Annotated in this window: 17 protein-coding genes; 5 read left to right on the top strand and 12 right to left on the bottom strand. The window is 48.7% G+C overall.

The annotated features are described in order from the left end of the window. Positions 1 to 48 precede the first annotated feature (48 nt). The 11 genes from LCM29_RS03320 to LCM29_RS03270 all read right to left on the bottom strand — a co-directional run bounded on the left by LCM29_RS03320 (position 49) and on the right by LCM29_RS03270 (position 13,465). A complete protein-coding gene (locus LCM29_RS03320) occupies positions 49 to 1,314 on the bottom strand; it encodes a S1C family serine protease (protein ID WP_224860816.1) in 1,266 nt (421 codons plus the stop codon). Positions 1,315 to 1,425: 111 nt separating this feature from the next. Continuing rightward, entirely contained in the window at positions 1,426 to 2,244 is an 819-nt protein-coding gene (locus LCM29_RS03315) for a fumarylacetoacetate hydrolase family protein (protein ID WP_224860814.1), read from the bottom strand. 54 nt (positions 2,245 to 2,298) lie between these two features. Next, on the bottom strand, positions 2,299 to 2,754 hold the full coding sequence (gene nrdG, locus LCM29_RS03310) for an anaerobic ribonucleoside-triphosphate reductase activating protein (protein ID WP_224860812.1): 456 nt from the start codon (positions 2,752 to 2,754) through the stop codon (positions 2,299 to 2,301). Further along, complete coding sequence (locus tag LCM29_RS03305; protein WP_224860810.1) at positions 2,732 to 4,582, bottom strand: anaerobic ribonucleoside triphosphate reductase; 1,851 nt, start codon at positions 4,580 to 4,582, stop codon at positions 2,732 to 2,734. Before LCM29_RS03305 ends, nrdG begins: the two co-directional genes overlap by 23 nt. Positions 4,583 to 4,773: 191 nt before the next feature. Beyond that, the gene (locus LCM29_RS03300; protein WP_412093981.1) at positions 4,774 to 5,604 is read right to left on the bottom strand and encodes a formate/nitrite transporter family protein; all 831 of its coding nucleotides are present in this window, start codon (positions 5,602 to 5,604) and stop codon (positions 4,774 to 4,776) included. A 212-nt stretch (positions 5,605 to 5,816) separates the two neighbouring features. Next, positions 5,817 to 6,470, bottom strand: coding sequence for a 50S ribosomal protein L25/general stress protein Ctc (locus LCM29_RS03295; RefSeq protein WP_224860806.1), 654 nt, complete (start codon positions 6,468 to 6,470; stop codon positions 5,817 to 5,819). Positions 6,471 to 6,635: 165 nt separating this feature from the next. Beyond that, entirely contained in the window at positions 6,636 to 8,453 is a 1,818-nt protein-coding gene (gene mutL / locus LCM29_RS03290; RefSeq protein WP_224860804.1) for a DNA mismatch repair endonuclease MutL, read from the bottom strand. Positions 8,454 to 8,457: 4 nt separating this feature from the next. After that, positions 8,458 to 10,986: a DNA mismatch repair protein MutS gene (mutS, locus tag LCM29_RS03285; RefSeq protein WP_224860802.1), complete on the bottom strand. Its 2,529-nt coding sequence runs from the start codon at positions 10,984 to 10,986 to the stop codon at positions 8,458 to 8,460. Positions 10,987 to 11,039: 53 nt separating this feature from the next. Then, positions 11,040 to 11,471, bottom strand: a complete 432-nt coding sequence (locus LCM29_RS03280; protein ID WP_012726155.1) for a RicAFT regulatory complex protein RicA family protein — start codon at positions 11,469 to 11,471, stop codon at positions 11,040 to 11,042. A 58-nt stretch (positions 11,472 to 11,529) separates the two neighbouring features. Continuing rightward, on the bottom strand, positions 11,530 to 11,988 hold the full coding sequence (locus LCM29_RS03275; RefSeq protein WP_224860800.1) for a GNAT family N-acetyltransferase: 459 nt from the start codon (positions 11,986 to 11,988) through the stop codon (positions 11,530 to 11,532). Between the two features lie 10 nt (positions 11,989 to 11,998). After that, the gene (locus LCM29_RS03270; RefSeq protein ID WP_224860798.1) at positions 11,999 to 13,465 is read right to left on the bottom strand and encodes a phytoene desaturase family protein; all 1,467 of its coding nucleotides are present in this window, start codon (positions 13,463 to 13,465) and stop codon (positions 11,999 to 12,001) included. Positions 13,466 to 13,603: 138 nt separating this feature from the next. On the opposite strand from LCM29_RS03270, the gene LCM29_RS03265 reads away from it, so the two are divergent. From LCM29_RS03265 to LCM29_RS03250, 4 genes are all read left to right on the top strand, one after another. After that, entirely contained in the window at positions 13,604 to 14,110 is a 507-nt protein-coding gene (locus LCM29_RS03265) for a hypothetical protein (RefSeq protein ID WP_214783540.1), read from the top strand. Between the two features lie 33 nt (positions 14,111 to 14,143). Continuing rightward, positions 14,144 to 14,647 carry a DNA topology modulation protein gene (locus LCM29_RS03260; RefSeq protein WP_224862732.1) on the top strand — a complete coding sequence of 168 codons (504 nt, stop codon included), beginning with the start codon at positions 14,144 to 14,146 and terminating at the stop codon, positions 14,645 to 14,647. Between the two features lie 118 nt (positions 14,648 to 14,765). Then, the gene (locus LCM29_RS03255; protein WP_214745287.1) at positions 14,766 to 15,533 is read left to right on the top strand and encodes a transporter substrate-binding domain-containing protein; all 768 of its coding nucleotides are present in this window, start codon (positions 14,766 to 14,768) and stop codon (positions 15,531 to 15,533) included. Beyond that, positions 15,530 to 16,543, top strand: a complete 1,014-nt coding sequence (locus tag LCM29_RS03250) for a pyridoxal phosphate-dependent aminotransferase (RefSeq protein ID WP_224860796.1) — start codon at positions 15,530 to 15,532, stop codon at positions 16,541 to 16,543. Before LCM29_RS03255 ends, LCM29_RS03250 begins: the two co-directional genes overlap by 4 nt. 22 nt (positions 16,544 to 16,565) lie before the next feature. On the opposite strand, the gene LCM29_RS03245 is transcribed toward LCM29_RS03250, so the two are convergent. Further along, positions 16,566 to 17,120 (bottom strand): maltose acetyltransferase domain-containing protein, encoded by a 555-nt coding sequence (locus tag LCM29_RS03245; RefSeq protein ID WP_285800662.1) that lies wholly within the window; start codon positions 17,118 to 17,120, stop codon positions 16,566 to 16,568. 85 nt (positions 17,121 to 17,205) lie between these two features. Between LCM29_RS03245 and LCM29_RS03240 the strand changes: the two genes are divergently transcribed. Then, positions 17,206 to 18,129, top strand: coding sequence for a haloacid dehalogenase-like hydrolase (locus LCM29_RS03240; RefSeq protein WP_224860794.1), 924 nt, complete (start codon positions 17,206 to 17,208; stop codon positions 18,127 to 18,129). Positions 18,130 to 18,148 lie beyond the last annotated feature (19 nt).

The raw sequence follows: 18,148 nt of genomic DNA, 5'->3' as shown, positions 1-18,148 counted from the left end.
CTCCTTTTGTATAAGCATAGCAAAAAAGGCGGGCATGTTGCCCACCTTTTACAATGCAGAACCGTTTGCGTTTTGAATCTCAACTTGAACCGTTTCCGTTTTTCCGTCACGGACATATTCGATGTCGACCGTTCCGTCCGTATCTCGAATCAATTCACTACGGAGGTCGATGAACGAGCTGACGTCTTTGTCATTGATTTTCACGATGACGTCACGCGCTTCAAGACCCGCTTTTGCGGCTGAACTGTTTTGTTGAACTTCTACGATTATCGTTCCCGCCGTTACCGATTCAGGTAAATTGATTTGTTCCGTCAAGTAACCTGGAGGGAATTCTGACACATCACGTAGCGATACGCCGAGCGAAGGATGATTCACTTCTCCCGTCTGTTCGATTTGATTGATTAGCGGAAGGGCGATGTCGACCGGAATCGAGAATCCGACTCCCTCGACTTCTGCCGTCGCAATCTTCATCGAGTTGATTCCGACGAGTTGTCCTTCTTCGTTGATTAACGCACCACCCGAGTTACCTGGGTTGATGGCCGCATCCGTTTGAATGACCTCTGCGTTGAAGTCAGCCTGTCCGTTCTCATCCGTATCTACCGGGACGAGACGTGACGTCGATGAGACGACACCGCGTGTCACGGAGTTCTCGAATTGTCCGAGCGGATTCCCGATGGCGATGACGGTTTGACCTGGTTTCAATTCGCTCGATTTTCCGATTGAGATGACAGCTGGTACTTTGTCAGCGTCCACTTTCAAGACCGCCAAGTCATACGTCGCGTCACTGCCCATGAGCGTTGCTTCTGCTGTCGTCCCGTCATTAAACGTGACCGTCAGCTTGTCTGCCCCGTTGACAACGTGATGGTTCGTTGCGATAAATGCCGAGTCGCCTTCTTTTTTGTAGATGACCCCTGAACCGACTCCAGCCTCGACCGCTTCACTCGAGAAGCCAGTTTGGGCGAAGTTGTTCACGGTCACGACGGCAGGCTGAGCGGTCGCGACGGCATTCGTGACTGAAGAGTCAGACACGTTTGATGACGTTTGGACCGGAGTCCCTTGCGAGGTCACGTTCGTATCACTCACATTCGTTGCGGGTTGATCGATAAACGGGTAAGCGATTGCGCCCGTCAGCAATGCCCCGATGACCCCACCGACAAGTCCTGGGAACATGCGGCTGACGAATGAAGGTTTTGTCTGTGTTCGTACTTTTGCTTCTTCTCGGTTGGATGAACCGAGTTCTGTATCTAACCAATCTTTTTGCTGTTCTGATTCATGTAATTGATCGTGTTCATTTGATTGATCGTGACGATCCATAATGATTCATCTCCTCTGTGTTATCTTCTACCCTTACTATAACGAAGAGGAACACTCATTTATAAAATGATAAATGAATTACAAGATTCTTCACATTTTGCGTCATTTCATTCAGACAATCACATTTCGTAGCGTGCCGAGACCTTCAATCGTCACTTCGACGGTGTCCCCCGTTTGAAGATAGGTCGGTGGTGTCATTCCATGCCCGACTCCGGCTGGCGTTCCGGTCGCGATGATGTCACCCGCTTCAAGCGTCATACCTTTCGATAACGTACGAATGAGCTCGTCAATCGGGCGAATCATATCGGCCGTCGTTCCGTCTTGGCGCGTCTCCCCGTTGACATTCGTTTGGATTCGGAGAGGGAACTGAAGCTCGTCCGGCGTCACGATGAACGGTCCCATCGGACAGAACGTATCGAACGACTTACCACGGAAAAATTGGACATGTTCTTTTTGCACATCCCGTGCCGTCACATCGTTTAGAATCGTGTATCCGAAAATGTGTTCTTCGACCGCTTCGATGTCTCGTCCCGACTTTCCGATGATAACGGCAAGTTCGCCTTCGTAGTCGAGTTTGTCCGTCAATTCCGGATGGCGCTCGATGACCGCTTCTGGTCCTACGACTGAAGTTGGTGCTTTCGTGAAGATGACGAGTTTCCCCGCTCCCGCTGTATCCATTTCTTTCACGTGTTCTTCATAGTTCTTCCCGATACAAATCACATTTTTCAATGGGCGGTACGGGGCGAGCAGTTTCACGTCCGTCACTCGGTATGAGGGCGCCACGTCTAAATCAATATCCGGTTCGAACTCACGCGCAATCACTTCTAATAAGTTAGTCGTGTGTACTTGATTGCTGACATCGTAGACGAAATCGCCTTCGACAATCCCCACTCGTTGCTCTTCTTGCATGTCAAAACTACACCATTTCATCAAAAATCCCCCTTTTTCATCATTATACAAAAAATCGAGACATCTCTGCCTCGATTACACTTTATTCAAAAAGATGATTCGTTGATTACTCGATCCCCGAAAGCGAAGTCCCATATCTCGTAGCGACTGCTCAAAGCGACCGTCAACGAGCACATCGGCGTAGTCTAACACGGTTTGAACGGCTTCGTCCTGCATCGCTACCAACTGTTCCATCGTATAGCCCGTATACACCCACACATTTTTACCGAGCGACTTACATGCCAAGACAAGTTTTGCTAACTCTGAAGATTGAAGAAACGGTTCGCCGCCTGAGATGGTCACGCCGTCCCAACCACTGAGCTCAATGCGACGGACAATCTCATCCACTTCGAAGTCCTCACCGCCAGCTGGATTCCACGAGGAAGGATTGTGACAACCTTTACAGTGGTGAGGACAGCCGGCAGTAAAGATGACCGTTCGAATCCCCGGTCCATCGACGACGGATTCTTCAACGACGGATAGAATGCGCATCGTGTTTCACCCTCGCCCGTTCTTCTTCTCGCTTCGCCGTATTCCAGCGGTCCATCGTCCCGACCAAATAGCCAGTGATACGACGGATTCGTTCGATTTTCTCATCTTCTCCACAAGTCGGACAAGCCGCGTCAATCAAGCCTTCAAGCCCGCAATTCCCGCAGCGGTCGACGGGATGATTGATGGAACCGTAGCCGATATCATGCTGACGCATCAAGCGGACAATCGATTCTACCGCTTCCGCATTATGGGCCAGCGAGCCATCGACTTCGACATAGGAGATGTGTCCCGCGTCACACAACGTGTGATATGGTGCTTCGATTCGGATTTTTTCGCGGATGGACACGGTTTGATATATCGGTACGTGGAAAGAATTTGTGTAAAACGCACGATTCGTCACCCCGTCGATCATGCCGAACTCTTCCTGGTCTCGCGTCACAAATTTACCTGACAGTCCTTCTGCCGGTGTCGCAAGCAACGAAAAATTCAAGTCGTACGTTTCGGCTGCCGCACGCATGCGATTGGCCAAGTGCGTGACGATATCGAGACCGAGTCGTTCCGCTTCACGCGACTCGGCATGTGTACTGCCCGTCAACACCTTCAACGTTTCAGCGAGTCCGATGAAGCCGAGGGAAAGCGTTCCTTGTTTCAAAACATCTCGGACCTCATCATGTATATGTAACTGCTCACTTCCGCGCCAGACACCTTGTGTGTAAAGAAAACGGAACTCTTCAGCGCGACGCGTGCATTGATACTCGAAGCGCTCGACCAACTGTTCGATGCCGATATCGATATATCGGTTAAGAATGCGGTAAAAGTCAGAGAGTGACTCCGAGATCAGTGCCATCTTCACCAAGTTGAGTGTGGAGAAGGAAAGATTGCCACGACCGACTGATGTCTCTTCTCCGTGTCTATTTCCCATAACCCGAGTGCGGCAACCCATGTACGCCACTTCAGATTCATGAGACCCATCATAGTAAGCGGCATTGAACGGGGCATCGATGAAAGAGAAGTTCGGGAATAGTCGTTTGCCTGTGACGCGACACGCTTCACGGAAAAGATCAACGTTCGGGTCTTCCTCGTTGAAGTTGATGCCTTCCTTCACTTTAAAGATTTGAATAGGAAAAATCGGGGTCTCTCCATTCCCTAATCCCCGTTCCGTGGCACGAAGTAACTCCCGAATCAGGATGCGTCCCCACTTTGAGGTATCCGTCCCGTAATTGATTGAGACGAACGGGACTTGACCGCCACCTCGTGAATGCATCGAGTTCGCATTATGAATGAACGCCTCACACGCCTGATATGTCGCCGAGATCGTCTCTTCTTCTGCGAGTTGTTCCAATTGTGTCTTGTCCCAGTCAACAGGGAGTGATTGGAGTTTGCTCAATTGGCGCACATACGTCTTCTCGACGTACGGTGCCAAATCGACGTCAAACATCGGGAACGCTTGACCCCCATGCTGCATATTTTGATTCGCTTGAAGGATGATGGACGCGAGCGCCATGGCGGAGCGAATGTCCTTTGGCGAACGGATTGTTCCATGACCCGTATGGAATCCATCTTTTAATAATTGACCGAGTGGTATTTGACAACATGTCGTCGATCCTGTGATGTAATAGTCGGCGTCGTGCACATATAAGTAGTTATCAGTGACGGCCTGTTTTGAGCGCTCCGACATCAAATATGTCTGCGACAATTCTTTCGACACTTCTGAAGAGAGTCGTGCTAGTTTCCCAAGTGGGGACTTTCCGTCCACATTCGCATTTTCTTGTACCAAGTCTTGGTCTGGTAAGACGCAGACATCCTCATACAACTGCAGTAATTTCAAAACCCATCACCTCACTATATATGGATTAAAAACATTCACAAACGTTTTTAAAATCCTATATATAGATTATGACACGTATTTTTCTTGATGGTCACGAGTCGATATTGTGACAGTTTACGTGTGAGCATACGACAAAAAAGAGCCTCGTCTTCGGTAAGACAAGGCCCAACGTTATTTGTGACAAACGTCATTTATTTAGCAGCTTTGACGACTTTTAATTCGACTTCTTCCTCTAATTCTTGTGCCTCACGGAGACCTTTTGAGTTGAGCCATGTATAGATGGCTCCCATGAAGAGGGCGCCGCCGATAATGTTACCGAACGTCGCAGGAATCAAGTTGTGGATTGCACCTGCCATGCTGATCGTCTCAGGGTGTGGAACGACGAGCGTCAAGGCGAACAAGACGAAGTTGGCGATAACATGGTCGAATCCTGAAGCGAAGAAGACGGCAACAAGGAAAATCATCGAGAAGATTTGAGCGAATTCATTTTTCATTTGTTTCGGTAAGAAAATGGCGAGACAGACCATCCAGTTACAGAAGATGGCGCGGAAGAAAATTTCGACCGTCGTGTGATGCATTTTCCCCTCGACGACTGAGAACAGCCAGTTGTTCATCCCAAGTTCTTGAATGACACCAGTCGGTGCAAGTAGTAACGCGAATAGGATTCCCCCGAGTGCGTTCCCGACGAAACAGAGTAACCAAACGAGCATCGTGTCGCTGAGCGTCGTGTAACCGCGAAGTGTCGACGTTGTGAAATACATCGTATTCCCCGTGAACAACTCGGCTCCCCCATAGATGATCATAACGAGCGCAATCCCGAACGAGAAGCCCCCGATGAGTGTCGTGAACGGAGAGTCCGCTAAATACATACCGTTGACGACTTTCAACGTGAAGATTGAAGCAAAGCCGATAAAGATCCCGGCTAACATTGCCCGTAAAAAGTATTCCATTGGACGATAATGAATCATTTGCGAGGAAGCCTGTGCTTTTTTCCTTAATGATTCGAGTGCATGGATTTCCATTGATGCCATGTCACAAACCCTTCTTTCTGAATAATTAAATAGGAAAGTATCAGTTCTAATATGTGAAATCATTAACAATATAAACTGTACAGTCTCTGTTGGCAATCACCTCTAGAAGGAATTGACAGAGTGTTCACATCGTAATCGTTTACATGTGGCGGATTTGTGACAAAGAAAAAGTGCTTCGATTTCTCGAAGCACGTTCTCTACAATTATTCTTTATCCTCAGTCGATTCTTCTGTTTCTTCAGAAGATCCTTCAGAAGCTTCTTCCTCAGTAGAACCTTCCTCTGATTCAGTCGTTTCTTCCTCTTCCTCAGCAACCGGCTCATTCACAGAGGCGATGTGCATATCTGGTTCAGAGACAATCGTGTACGATTTGTCTTCTGGAAGATCCGCTACTGTCACCGAGTCACCGATTTCGAGGTCTGACACGTCAAGTTCGATGCGTTCAGGGATGTTGGCAGGTGTCGCAGAAACCGTTACTTTATAGAGCGACTGAGCGAGATATCCGCCTTCTTTGACGCCTTTCGCGTCGCCGACGAGGGCAATATCCGCTTCTACTTCTGTCTCTTCATCCATCTTCACAGCCATAAATTCGACGTGCTGATAGAAGTTTGTGAACGGATCTGTTTCTGATCCGTGCACGAGCGTGTTGATCTTGTTTCCATCGAAATGGAGTTCAATCAAGGCGTTGTCACCGTGGTCTCGAAGAATTTTACGAAGGTCCATCTCGTCAAACACGATTGGTGTGCTATCTACTTTATAACCATAGACAACTCCTAACGCTTTTCCTTCGTTACGCAACTTCGTGCGTAGTGACCGTGGGCGTAATTCTCGTTTTGATACTTGAAGTTTGTTCGTCATTTTCTTTTCCTCCTACATGGATATACATTTCATGTCGACATCTTGAGGGTGAGGCAGTGAAAAAGCCACCTCTCAACCTCGATGCGTTGAGTGACATGTGTATAGTTTTCCCATGAGGACTTGTAAATAAACGTTACATCGTATTAAAACAAAGTAACAAGACGATTACATGACGCGTTTAAACAACTTCTCGAGTTCGTACGTGCTCCACTTCACGAGAATCGGGCGACCGTGCGGACAAGTGAATGGAGACGTCGTACGACCTAAATCATCAATCAATTGTCGCATCATGTCCATATTGAGAGGATGATTCGCTTTAATCGATCGTTTACACGCCATGAGGATTGATGCTTCCTCACGATATTTCGCGATGTCAATCGAACGTTGTTGAATCGCCATCTCCACTAGATCACGAATTGTACCCTCTAAGTCATGTTGCGGATACCATGTCGGAATCTCGCGCACGAGGAACGTGTTTCCCCCAAACGGTTCTAACGTGATACCAGCTTCCGCTAGAAGGGAGAGCACTTCTTCGATGGCGAGCGTCTCTTCCTGTGTGAACTCCAACGTCAACGGAATCAACAGGAGTTGATACTCTTTTTCTGGACGTCCTAACTGCTCATAAAACAATTCATACTTGATGCGTTCCTGGGCAGCATGTTGATCCATCACGTACATCCCGTCTTCCGCTCCACAGATGATATAACTTGAATGCAGTTGTCCGATAACATCTAGCGCCGGAAGACGTTCGGACTGACGATCGGTTTCCTCAACCTGTTCTGCCTGGAGCATCTCTGGCTCTGGTTCGTGAACGAGCGGCGCCGGATTCCATTGGGAAGGAGACGTGATCGACTCTTTTCGTTCCCGAGGAATCGGATAATTCCACTCGACCGTGTCTACTTGTTTAGGTTGCGGTTCCATCGAAAAGTCGAGTTTCGACTGTTCGGACGGTGTCTCTCGTTTTGGTTTTGGCTCTTGTTTCACAGACGGAATAAGACGTTGCTCACGGAGCGTCAATTGAACGGTCTCTCGAATGAGCTGACATAATTCTTTTTCTTTCGACAAGCGCACTTCACGTTTCGTCGGATGGACGTTCACGTCAATCAACATCGGGTCCATCTTCACTTCGAGCACGGCAATCGGATAGCGACCGATCGGTAAGAGCGTATGATAGCCTTCAAGCACGCTTTGTGTCAGTGCAAAGTTCTTGATGCTTCGGCCATTTAAGATGAGGGTCACGTATTGTTTGTTCGAACGGGTCACTTCCGGGCGCACGAGATGCGCGCTCAGTGTATAGTCGTTCGTTTTACTCGAGGCCGTGACGATTTGTGCGGCGACTTGGCGACCATAGATGGCGAGCATGACTTGCTTCAAGTCTCCATTCCCGTTCGTTCGCAACAGTTCTTTCTCTTCATGAAAGACGGTGAAGCGAATCTCTGGATGAGACAGTGCCAAACGGTTCAACGTGTCGGTAATGCTCGCGAGTTCCGTCGCCGATGTCTTCAAATATTTCAGCCGTGCCGGTGTATTGAAGAAGAGCTGACTGACCGCGATTTCGGTCCCGACGTTCGTCGCCGCTGGATTCGTCTCCTTTACGACACCGCCTTCAAGCGTCATCTCAAAACCGTCTTCATCTGCTCGTTTTGACTTCAACGAGACGTGACTGACCGACGCAATCGAGGCGAGTGCCTCACCACGGAAACCGAGCGTCCGAATACGAAACAAGTCATGCTCGTCCCGGATTTTACTCGTCGCATGTCGTAAGAAGGCTCGTGCTGCATCTTCTTCATGGAACCCGTGTCCGTTGTCACGCACTTTGATGAGACGAATGCCCGCCTCTTGTAAGTCGACGTCCACTTTCGTCGCTCCCGCATCAATCGCATTCTCGACTAATTCTTTGACGACGGAAGCCGGTCGTTCGACGACCTCCCCTGCTGCGATTCGGTTCGCGAGTTGTTCCGGTAACTCTCGAATGATTCCCATCGACTCACCCTTTCTTTGCGGTCTGTTGCAGTTCGTAGAGCGCCTGCATCGCTTCGATTGGATTCATTGCCAATAGATCGAGTTTGAGCAGCTGTTCTCGAACAGCGTCATTCGACTCGAACAATGACAACTGACTGACTTCTTCCACTTGAGGTGGAGCGGTTTGCTCGTTCAAAGCAGGTTTCGTTGCTTCGGATTCGAGTTCTGACAGAATCGTCCGTGCCCGGTCAATCAATGAATCTGGGAGTTCGGCCAATTCCGCCACGTGAATCCCATACGATTTATCCGCACGTCCTGGATGCACTTCATGGAGGAAGACGACACGCCCATCCCGCTCAATCGCCCGAACATGAACATTCTCAAGTGTCGGAATCGAATCCTCGAGCACCGTCAGTTCATGATAGTGCGTCGAGAAGAGTGTCTTCGCTCCGATTGTTGAGGCAATATACTCGACAATTGCCTGTGCAAGTGCCATCCCATCATACGTTGACGTCCCTCGACCAATCTCATCCAATAGAATCAGACTATTGCTCGTCGCCTCTGTGACGGCTTGTCGCGTCTCGGTCATCTCGACCATGAACGTCGACTGTCCGCTCACCAAATCGTCCGCCGCACCGATCCGTGTAAAGATGCGGTCAAAGAGCGGGAGTTCCGCTGCTTCTGCCGGGACGAATGAACCGATTTGATGAAGGATCGCAATCAACGCAAACTGACGCATATACGTCGATTTACCGGACATGTTCGGTCCGGTGATGAGTAACATTTGACGTGTGTCGTCAAGTGTCAAGTCATTAGCGACATACTCACCTCGCGGCAAGACCGTCTCAATGACAGGGTGACGGCCGCGTTCGATTTGTACGTGCGATGTAGTTTTCGGGCGTACATATTCTCGTCTTTCCGCTACAACGGCAAGGGCGAGGAGCACATCCAACTCACTGAGTGAACGGGCCAATTGCTGAAGAGCCTTCGTGTACGTCTTCACTTCTTCTCGAAGTGCGACAAACAAGTCATATTCGAGCGTACAGCTCTTCTCTTCCGCTCCTAAGATGAGGGCTTCTTTCTCTTTTAGCTCAGGCGTAATGTATCGTTCCGCATTCGTCAATGTCTGTTTCCGCTCATAACGCCCTTCTTCGAGCAACTTCGCATTCGCCTTCGTCACTTCCAAGTAGTAACCAAATACGCGGTTATAACCGACTTTCAACGACTTGATGCCGGTTGCGATACGTTCCTGTTGTTCGAGGTTGGCAATCCACGATTTCCCGTTCGCTTTCGCTTCTAGCAGTTCATCGAGCTCTTCTGAATACCCGTGACGAATCATCCCGCCTTCTTTCGTCGAAATCGGGGGTGAGTCGACGAGTGCAGTCCGGAGCTGTTCACTCAACGTCTCGAACGAGTCGAGATTCTGTTCAATTTGCTGCAAGCGATCCGCTTTCACTGTTTGTAAGAGTGACCGGACAGAAGGCATCCGCTCGAGCGTGTCGCGAAGTTGGACGAGATCTCGCGCATTCGCTGTCCCATACCCAACTTTAGCGACAAGGCGTTCGATGTCATAGACTCGCTTCAACTCTTCCTGTAGTTGATCGCGCAACATGAAGTCGTCCACTAAGTTTTCGACGGCGTCCTGTCGCTCTTTGATGCCTTGTTCTGTATAGAGCGGCTGTTCAAGCCAGCGTTTCAACAAACGACCACCCATTGCCGTCGTCGTCTCATCAAGTAGTGAAAGGAGTGACCCTTTCCGTTCTCCCGAACGAGCGGAACGAAACAGTTCAAGGTTTCTGGCCGTATTGGCGTCGAGCTGCATATGCTGTTCGACCTCATAGGCGACAGCCGGTTGCAAGTGATCGAGCGAACGCTTCTGTGTTTTCGTGAGATAGGCGAACAGCAACTCAAATGCCGAGCGCTGCGCCTCGTCTTTCGCACCTTGTGCGAGTGGACTCTCCCGCTTGTCCACTTGAATCGAGAGAGGAATGCCGGTCTGTTTTAACAAGTCAGCGAGTCGTTCATCCTCAACGATGACCTCGTTCGGAAGCAATCCTTCGATTTCTCGTAAGACGGCTTCTTCTGACGAGAGCGTCGTCAGCCACGATTCCCCCGTCGTCACGTCACCTCGAGCAATCCCAAAACGTCCCGCGACGTCCGAGATGGCAACGAGATAACGGTTCTCTTTTTCGCTGAGTGATGCCATGTATGTACCTGGCGTGATCACTTGAATGACTTCCCGTTTCACGAGCCCTTTCGTTGCCTTCGGATCCTCCGTCTGTTCACAGATGGCGACGTTAAAACCTTTTTCGATCAACTGTTCGATGTAGATTGCCGCTGAATGGTGTGGGACACCACACATGGGAATCGGATGCTCAGCCTGTTTCCCATTTTTAGAAGTGAGCGTGAGCTCTAACTCTTTCGCGACAATTTGTGCATCTTCAAAAAACAACTCGTAAAAGTCACCGAGTCGATAGAATAAAAAGGCGTCCGGATAGTCTGCCTTGATTGAGAAATATTGTTTCATCATTGGTGTCTGATGGACTTCTTGCATGTTAATTCACCTCTAGAAAGTACAACAGCTGACCATCGGCCAGCTGTGTCGTTTTAGTATCCGCAGCCGCCGCGTGCTTGTTCAGCCGCCATGCCGCTCCCTGTCTTCCCTGCAAGGACGTCTCCGTCCGTCGATTCGATGATGCGATCCGTCACGGAGTTCGCGAGCGTGACCGTCACGTATTGAAGCAAATCGTTCACTTCGACTTGTGTCTCCTGGAACGCTTGAACGACCGGGATTGAATCGAGTTCTTCCATCGCTTTATCAATCTTCTGCTCGACTTTCGCAAGTGCTTCCGTCTTGCCGTAGTGCTTACAGTTGACGGCTTCTTTTTGTAAGAATTTGATTCGTTTAATCAACGTCTGTACGCGGTCACTTCCGTTCACTTTCGCTTCCGCTTCTTTGAAACGCGCCACTTCTGGTGTTTGTGCTAATACGTCTGCCAATTCTCTTGCTTTTGCAATTACTTGTTGATCGGTCACCATTGTAAACCCCTTTATGTCTATGATGTAATCGTGCTCAAAGGCACGTGAATGTTCTTTCTCATTCTAACATGAACGATTCGGAAACGGTACTAGCGGGATTCGTTGATTCTCGTAACATATCGACGTGTGGAATACTATCTTCTTGATACACATCACTTGTCCGTTTGAAGCCAAACGAGGCATAAAAAGGTTCCACATATGTCTGAGCTTGCAGATAGAGCGTCTCATGACCAAAATCCTTAATTGCAGCTTCCATCAGCTTACGAGAATGACCTTTCCCTCGATGCGTCGCTTTCGTGACGACACGTCCGATGGCGACTGGAGAGGCTTCCGTCAAAACACGAAGCCCAGAGACAATCTCTCCATCTTCTTCGATCCAATAATGGATGGCTTGTTCATCTTTTCCATCGATTTCTTGATACGGACAGTTCTGTTCGACGACGAAAATCTCAGTCCGTAGCGCCAGTAAGCGATACAATTCCAATGTTGTCAGTTCATCAAATGTTTTTTTCTTCATCAATATCCCCCTAATCAATCGTCACCCCGAGTGCTCGGGCAACATGTAACCCGCTCGTCATTGCGCCAATCGTCCCCGCCCCTGGAAATACGGTATCCCCGCATACATAAAAGTTCGGCAAGTCTGTGCGATAACTCGCGGCACGGAACAACGCCTGGCTTGGCGTCTGGGCATACCCCCCGACTGCCCCATGCGGTCGCTTCGTATACTTCACCCATGCACCTGGTCCACCAGGAAGGAGAAGTGACGATTCACGGTCCCAATCGGGAAATCCAGTCGCGACGACGTCGACGAGACGATTGGTCCAATCTTGTTCTAGTTTCTCATATGCCGCTCGGTCTTTCCAATGTTGCCATTCTGATAAATCGATATGTGTGGATACCGTAATGGTCCGTTCCGGTTTTTCTGTGCGCAACACGTCATCCGGCGCCGACATGGATATGAACGCATGCCCACTCGGTAATCGCTCGTGATAGATTTGTTGAAATAGTGGTTTCTGTTGACAGACATCCTCAGGCAAGACGAGGTAGAGGCTGAACGTGCCCCATTGAGACTGCTTCAACTGTCTTCGATATTGTCGTTTGAAGCGTCGTTGTTCCTGTCCTTTGAGAAGTTCGCTCGTCCGCTCAATCGGGATGGCGGAAACAATCACATCGACCAGTTCAAGTCGTCCTCTTCGATCGGTGATGAGCCATCCATCCGTCACTCGTTCGATGGACTGGACGTCTCTCCCTAATTTCGTCTCGCCACCAAACGTTCGGACGGCTCGCTCTAACGCATGAGCCAATTGATACAGCCCACCTTCCACATAGTACGCTCCTTCGTGATAGACCGACAGCGCCACTGCACCGAGTAAATGACTCGCTTCTTTCGCACCGGTCTGCAAACTATCGAGCAGGATTCCATCGATAAATCGCTCGAACATCGTACCGTTCAATCCATGACGGACCAACGTGTCACCGAGTGGCCGCTGGAGTTTTAGGAGCGCTGTGATTTGATTCGGTCGAAAACCTTTCAGCGCGTAAACCATGTCTGATGTCGTGCGAAGCGGAAGTGCCGGCAACTCTTGAAACAACGGACGAATCTTCTCAAAGTCTCCCCACACTTCGCGGTAAAACGCATGGATTGCCTCATAATGCTCTGAGAACACGCGACTGAGCTCCTCAAGAAGGCGATTGCGGTCGCGATAGTAAATGACGGTGACGTCAGGCAGATGAATGTCCATCACCTCGTCCAGTAACGTCACCTTGACCGATTCTTCTAATGTTTCAAGAACCCGCTGATGGACCCCTCCTCGTTCGAACCCCATACCGAGTGTGGCGCCTGCAGGAAACAAATAGTCACCCCGTTGAAACTTGCCGGCACACCCGCCCCATTCACGCGACGCTTCAAAGACGATGACATCATGCCCTTTTTGTTGCGCGAGCGCAGCTGCCGTCAAGCCCGCAACACCTCCACCTATGACCCCGATTTTCATGTACATCCCTCCTATCTGTATCATACCTGCTCCTTTAAAAAATTGAAGAAATGAATCGGTTTTTGAGATTCCAGCGTTCTTTTGAAGGGAACTGATTCTCTTATGCAGAAATAGTTTACAGTCTGAAAAGGTAAGGTGATGAAAATGCGTAGTCGTGTCATGGTTTATTTATTGATTCCTATCCTCATCTTTATTGGTATACTGATTACCCCACCTTCCGAGGAATCGCTCAAGCTCGCGACGATGACAGTCGTCAGCATCCAGGAGATGATTCCTTACGAAAAAGAGTATACGGTACAGAAAGTGCTAGAAGAGCGATCGGTGGACGACAAATCAGCCATCATCGAAGAATGGCGTCTCGAGCAAGGAGCGAGAACGTCTTATAGTTATGTGCTCAGACTGAGAGGATTTGACCATGTGACACAGATTGATGCAGGGGCTGCCAACACGAGGTCGGACGGGTATTACGCGATGCAGGCGCATAGTCCTATTTTCGAGACGGACAAACCCGTGTCAACGAACTATCCGATCGTCATGTTCAGTTCGGAACAACGACTCGTCATCGGACAGATGGATGTCCGGGTCATTTATGAAGAGGATGAGCAATTGAAGAAATGGATTGTATTGGAGGATGAACAAGAATAGATGAGCAACTTACCGATTAATCGCAATACAAGCATGAAACGAATCCTCATCATCGGTTCAGGCGGTGCAGGAAAGTCAACACTTGCCCGTCAACTCGGTGAACGATTACACCTCGATGTCTATCATTTGGATGCTCTCATGTGGAGACCGGGATGGGTGATGGCGCCGAGAGAGGAACGAATCGATATTCAACAACAACTCGTGAAGAAAGATCAATGGATCATCGATGGAAACTTCGGGAACACGCTTGATTTACGTTTACAGGCAGCAGATACCGTCATTTTGATCGACCTCCCGCGAATCGTTTGTGTATACCGCGTCCTCAAACGAGTCGTCCGATATCGTGGTACGACGCGACCGGATATGGGCGCTTCCTGTGAGGAAAAGCTCGATTTCGCATTCCTCAAATGGGTTTGGAATTTTCCTGACGTTCAACGGTCACAACTGTTACGACAAATTCAACAACATCCGACAAAACCTAATTTGATACATTTGAAATCGTCACGAGCAGTCAGAAACTACTTGAAATCAATTTAAAACGCTTTCATTTCAAAAGCGTTTCTCTTTTTAATATTTTTTGTATTTTTATGCTTTACAATTAATAATCATACATATACACTTAGTCTCATCTACAACAGGGAGGCATTATACACATATGAAAAAATGGTTATTAGCAGGTACACTTATGTTAAGCGCGGCTTTACTCGGTGCATGTAGTCAAGAAACAGAAGGTGAAGCGACAGAGCAAAAAACGCTCGTCATGGGGACGAGCGCCGATTACTTCCCATATGAATTTGTCGATACGGCAAACGGAGATGCGATCGTCGGATTTGATATTGAAATTGCAGAGACGATTACAGAACGTCTCGGTTACGAATTGAAGATTGAAGATATGGACTTCGGTAGCTTACTCGGAGCCTTGAATAGCGGGCGTGTCGACTTCGTCATGGCAGGAATGACGCCAACAGAAGAGCGTAAAGAGAATGCGGACTTCTCAGACATCTATCTTTCCGCGACAAACTTGATCATGACAAAAGATGAGTCGCTTCAGGCAATCGAAGATTTGTCTGGTAAGAAAATCGGTGTCCAAACGGCTTCGATTCAAGAAAACATCGCAAAAGAACAAGCGCCTGACGCTGAACTCGTATCGTTGAACAAGATCCCTGAAATCGTTCAAGAATTGAATACAGGTCGAATCGATGCAATGGTCATCGAAGACACGGTCGCGCAAAAGTATCTAGATCAAGATGACAGCTTCTATACATTCGCTTTAAAAGAGGATGGCGAAAAAGGTTCAGCTGCTGCATTTAAGTTAGATGATGAGTTACGCGACCAGTTCAACGAAGAATTGAACAAGATGATGGAGTCTGGCGAAATCGATGAATTGGTGAAAAAATGGTTCTCGATGGAGCCGACTGAATGAGACAAGTCGAGCTGCCGATCTATCCCGTCGTTTATCCGACGGGACATCGGTTAAATCAAAATGAAAGTCAGTTCCCGTTACCTGAACGAATCAAGAGCCAGCTTGATTCGTTGACGTATCATGACTTACACGAATATCCGGTCGAACCGATCAATGAGTTGTTCGAACGCTACGCTGCGTATGTCGGTGTGACACCTGAGCAACTGCTCGTCGGTTGTGGGAGTGATGAGATGATTCATGTCGTGACGCAAGCATTACTCGCACCAAATGACATCGTCTTGTCCCCGGCGCCTGACTTTTCGATGTATCCAATCTTCACGACCATCGCACACGGGCAACATGTTCAAGCCAATGATTTATCATATGAGGGAATTGTAGAAGCAATCGAGACGCATCATCCGAAGCTTCTTCTTCTCTCGAACCCGAACAATCCAACCGGGAAGCTGTGGACCGTGAAAGAGTTGACGCATCTCGCCTCACTCGTTCCTTACCTTGTGGTGGACGAGGCGTATATGGATTTCACACCGGATGACAGCATGATCCCGTTCATTGCAAACCATCCGAATCTCATCGTCCTTCGCACGATGTCAAAAGCGTTCGGATTGGCAAACGTACGAATTGGATTCATGGTGACAAACAACGAACTCGCTCACTATTTCCGTCAATTCATCCCACCGTTCAACATTAGCGGGGTGAGTGCAAAGATTTGCAACATCTTCTTAAAAGATGCAACTTATCTTCAAGAAACAATCGAATGGCATGACGAGATGCGGCAAAAGTGGGTATCCGCTTTTGAATCAATTGGTCACGTCCTCCCTGCCTCGACAAACTTTTTGTATATCGAGCTCGAGCAACCCGAAGCAGTATGGGCACAATTGACCGCATTGAACGTACACACTTCGAAACAACCGACGGGCATTCGAGTGACCATCGGTGACGAAGCGGCACTTCATCTCGCACATACAGCTATTCAGCAATACAAGGAAACAAGTCACGTAAAAAACTCCTGAACCTCATGTTCAGGAGTTTTTGTCAGTCGATCGTTTTGATCACGCGCGCCGGATTTCCTCCGACGACCGTCCGTGGTGGCACATCTTTTGTGACGACTGCACCAGATGCGATGACTGCCTCATCTCCAATCGTCACACCCGGATTGATGATGGCCCCTCCACCGATCCATACCCGGTCTCCAATCGTCACGGGTTTTCCGAACTCATACCCAGAGATGCGCTCAATCGGATCAATCGGATGTGTCGCCGTATAGATATGTACACCTGGTGCAAGCATACAGTCATCCCCGAAAGTGATGGGACAAATGTCTAAAAAGACACAGTCAAAATTCGCATAGAATCGTTCACCCAAGTGAATATTGTACCCGTAATCACATTTGAAGTTCGGTTCGATGTAATACGACTCTTTCGTCGAACCGAGTAACGCACTAAGAATTTCTTTCCGTTCAGTCAAATCATCAATCCCGGAACGATTGAATCGCTCGGTCAATCGCCGGGCATGCTTCCGATCTTTAACGAGCGTCTCATCACCAGCTAAATATAATTCACCACGAATCATCTTCTCTTTTTCCGTCATCATAATCCCTCCTTACACTCAGTATAGAGGATTTTCAAATCATTTAGGGAATAGAGACAAGGATGAGCAGAAGGAGGAAGATGTGATGAAACGTATTTTAGAGTGTCGGGCAAGTGATTTTATCACGTTTAATCGTCAAGATTTAGTCGGGTCGATTCGAAAAGCAGAAGGACGAACGGTCATGGCGGAGGTCATCCCGACGGTGCAACCGCTCTACCCAGAAGTCACGAATGCAGAACTGGCAAGAGCGTTCGGTGCCGACTTGATTTTATTGAACATGTTAGATGTGTTCCATCCTTACATTAAAGGACTTGAAAGTCACGCGCTGTTCGGCGACATGCCAGGTGATGAGATGAGTGACCATCCGATTCTGGAGCTAAAGAGACTGATTGGGTTACCGATTGGAATCAATTTAGAACCTGTCGACTTTTCAGAGAAATCGTCTGAGATGAACGAAGTGAAACGAGGCAGACTCGCTTCAGTCGAAGCGTTCCAAAAAGCGTCTGAACTCGGGATTGATTTCGTTTGTCTGACAGGCAACCCGAATACCGGGGTTACGAATGAAGCAATCGAACAAGCGATTATCCGAGGGCGTCGTGAATTCGCTGGCGTCATCATTGCCGGAAAGATGCATCAGGCCGGTGTCGGCAGCGTGTTAGATCGCGACGCATATATCCGCTTCGTTGAAGCAGGGGCAGACATTATTCTTCTGCCAGCTCCAGGAACCGTTCCGGGTGTCCGTGAAGAGGCATTCCACGAACTCGTACAAGAACTGCAAGCACTCGGAGCACTCACGTTAGCCGCAATCGGGACATCTCAAGAAGGGGCTGATGTGGCGACTGTTCGTGAGATCGCACTCTCTTCAAAGCGTGGAGGCGCAGATATCGTCCATATCGGTGACGCCGGATTGTCTGGGATTGCCGTACCAGAGAACATTCAGGCACTTTCAATTGCCATTCGCGGGCGACGTCATACATACATTCGCATGGCTGCCTCGGTCAATCGTTGACACAAAAAAGGAAGGAGAC

The organism is Exiguobacterium aestuarii, from assembly GCF_020171655.1.
GTDB lineage: Bacteria > Bacillota > Bacilli > Exiguobacteriales > Exiguobacteriaceae > Exiguobacterium > Exiguobacterium aestuarii_A.
The sequence above is the reverse complement of the archived record's forward strand: the minus strand, read 5'-3'. Positions and strand labels throughout refer to the sequence as shown.

Bases quoted from the DNA above. Each gene is read 5' to 3' on its own strand.
- LCM29_RS03320 (WP_224860816.1), bottom strand. From the start codon at position 1,314: ATGGATCGTCACGATCAATCAAATGAACACGATCAATTACATGAATCA.
- LCM29_RS03315 (WP_224860814.1), bottom strand. From the start codon at position 2,244: ATGAAATGGTGTAGTTTTGACATGCAAGAAGAGCAACGAGTGGGGATT.
- nrdG (WP_224860812.1), bottom strand. From the start codon at position 2,754: ATGCGCATTCTATCCGTCGTTGAAGAATCCGTCGTCGATGGACCGGGG.
- LCM29_RS03300 (WP_412093981.1), bottom strand. From the start codon at position 5,604: ATGGAAATCCATGCACTCGAATCATTAAGGAAAAAAGCACAGGCTTCC.
- LCM29_RS03295 (WP_224860806.1), bottom strand. From the start codon at position 6,470: ATGACGAACAAACTTCAAGTATCAAAACGAGAATTACGCCCACGGTCA.
- mutL (WP_224860804.1), bottom strand. From the start codon at position 8,453: ATGGGAATCATTCGAGAGTTACCGGAACAACTCGCGAACCGAATCGCA.
- mutS (WP_224860802.1), bottom strand. From the start codon at position 10,986: ATGCAAGAAGTCCATCAGACACCAATGATGAAACAATATTTCTCAATC.
- LCM29_RS03280 (WP_012726155.1), bottom strand. From the start codon at position 11,471: ATGGTGACCGATCAACAAGTAATTGCAAAAGCAAGAGAATTGGCAGAC.
- LCM29_RS03275 (WP_224860800.1), bottom strand. From the start codon at position 11,988: ATGAAGAAAAAAACATTTGATGAACTGACAACATTGGAATTGTATCGC.
- LCM29_RS03270 (WP_224860798.1), bottom strand. From the start codon at position 13,465: ATGAAAATCGGGGTCATAGGTGGAGGTGTTGCGGGCTTGACGGCAGCT.
- LCM29_RS03265 (WP_214783540.1), top strand. From the start codon at position 13,604: ATGAAAATGCGTAGTCGTGTCATGGTTTATTTATTGATTCCTATCCTC.
- LCM29_RS03260 (WP_224862732.1), top strand. From the start codon at position 14,144: ATGAAACGAATCCTCATCATCGGTTCAGGCGGTGCAGGAAAGTCAACA.
- LCM29_RS03255 (WP_214745287.1), top strand. From the start codon at position 14,766: ATGAAAAAATGGTTATTAGCAGGTACACTTATGTTAAGCGCGGCTTTA.
- LCM29_RS03250 (WP_224860796.1), top strand. From the start codon at position 15,530: ATGAGACAAGTCGAGCTGCCGATCTATCCCGTCGTTTATCCGACGGGA.
- LCM29_RS03245 (WP_285800662.1), bottom strand. From the start codon at position 17,120: ATGACGGAAAAAGAGAAGATGATTCGTGGTGAATTATATTTAGCTGGT.
- LCM29_RS03240 (WP_224860794.1), top strand. From the start codon at position 17,206: ATGAAACGTATTTTAGAGTGTCGGGCAAGTGATTTTATCACGTTTAAT.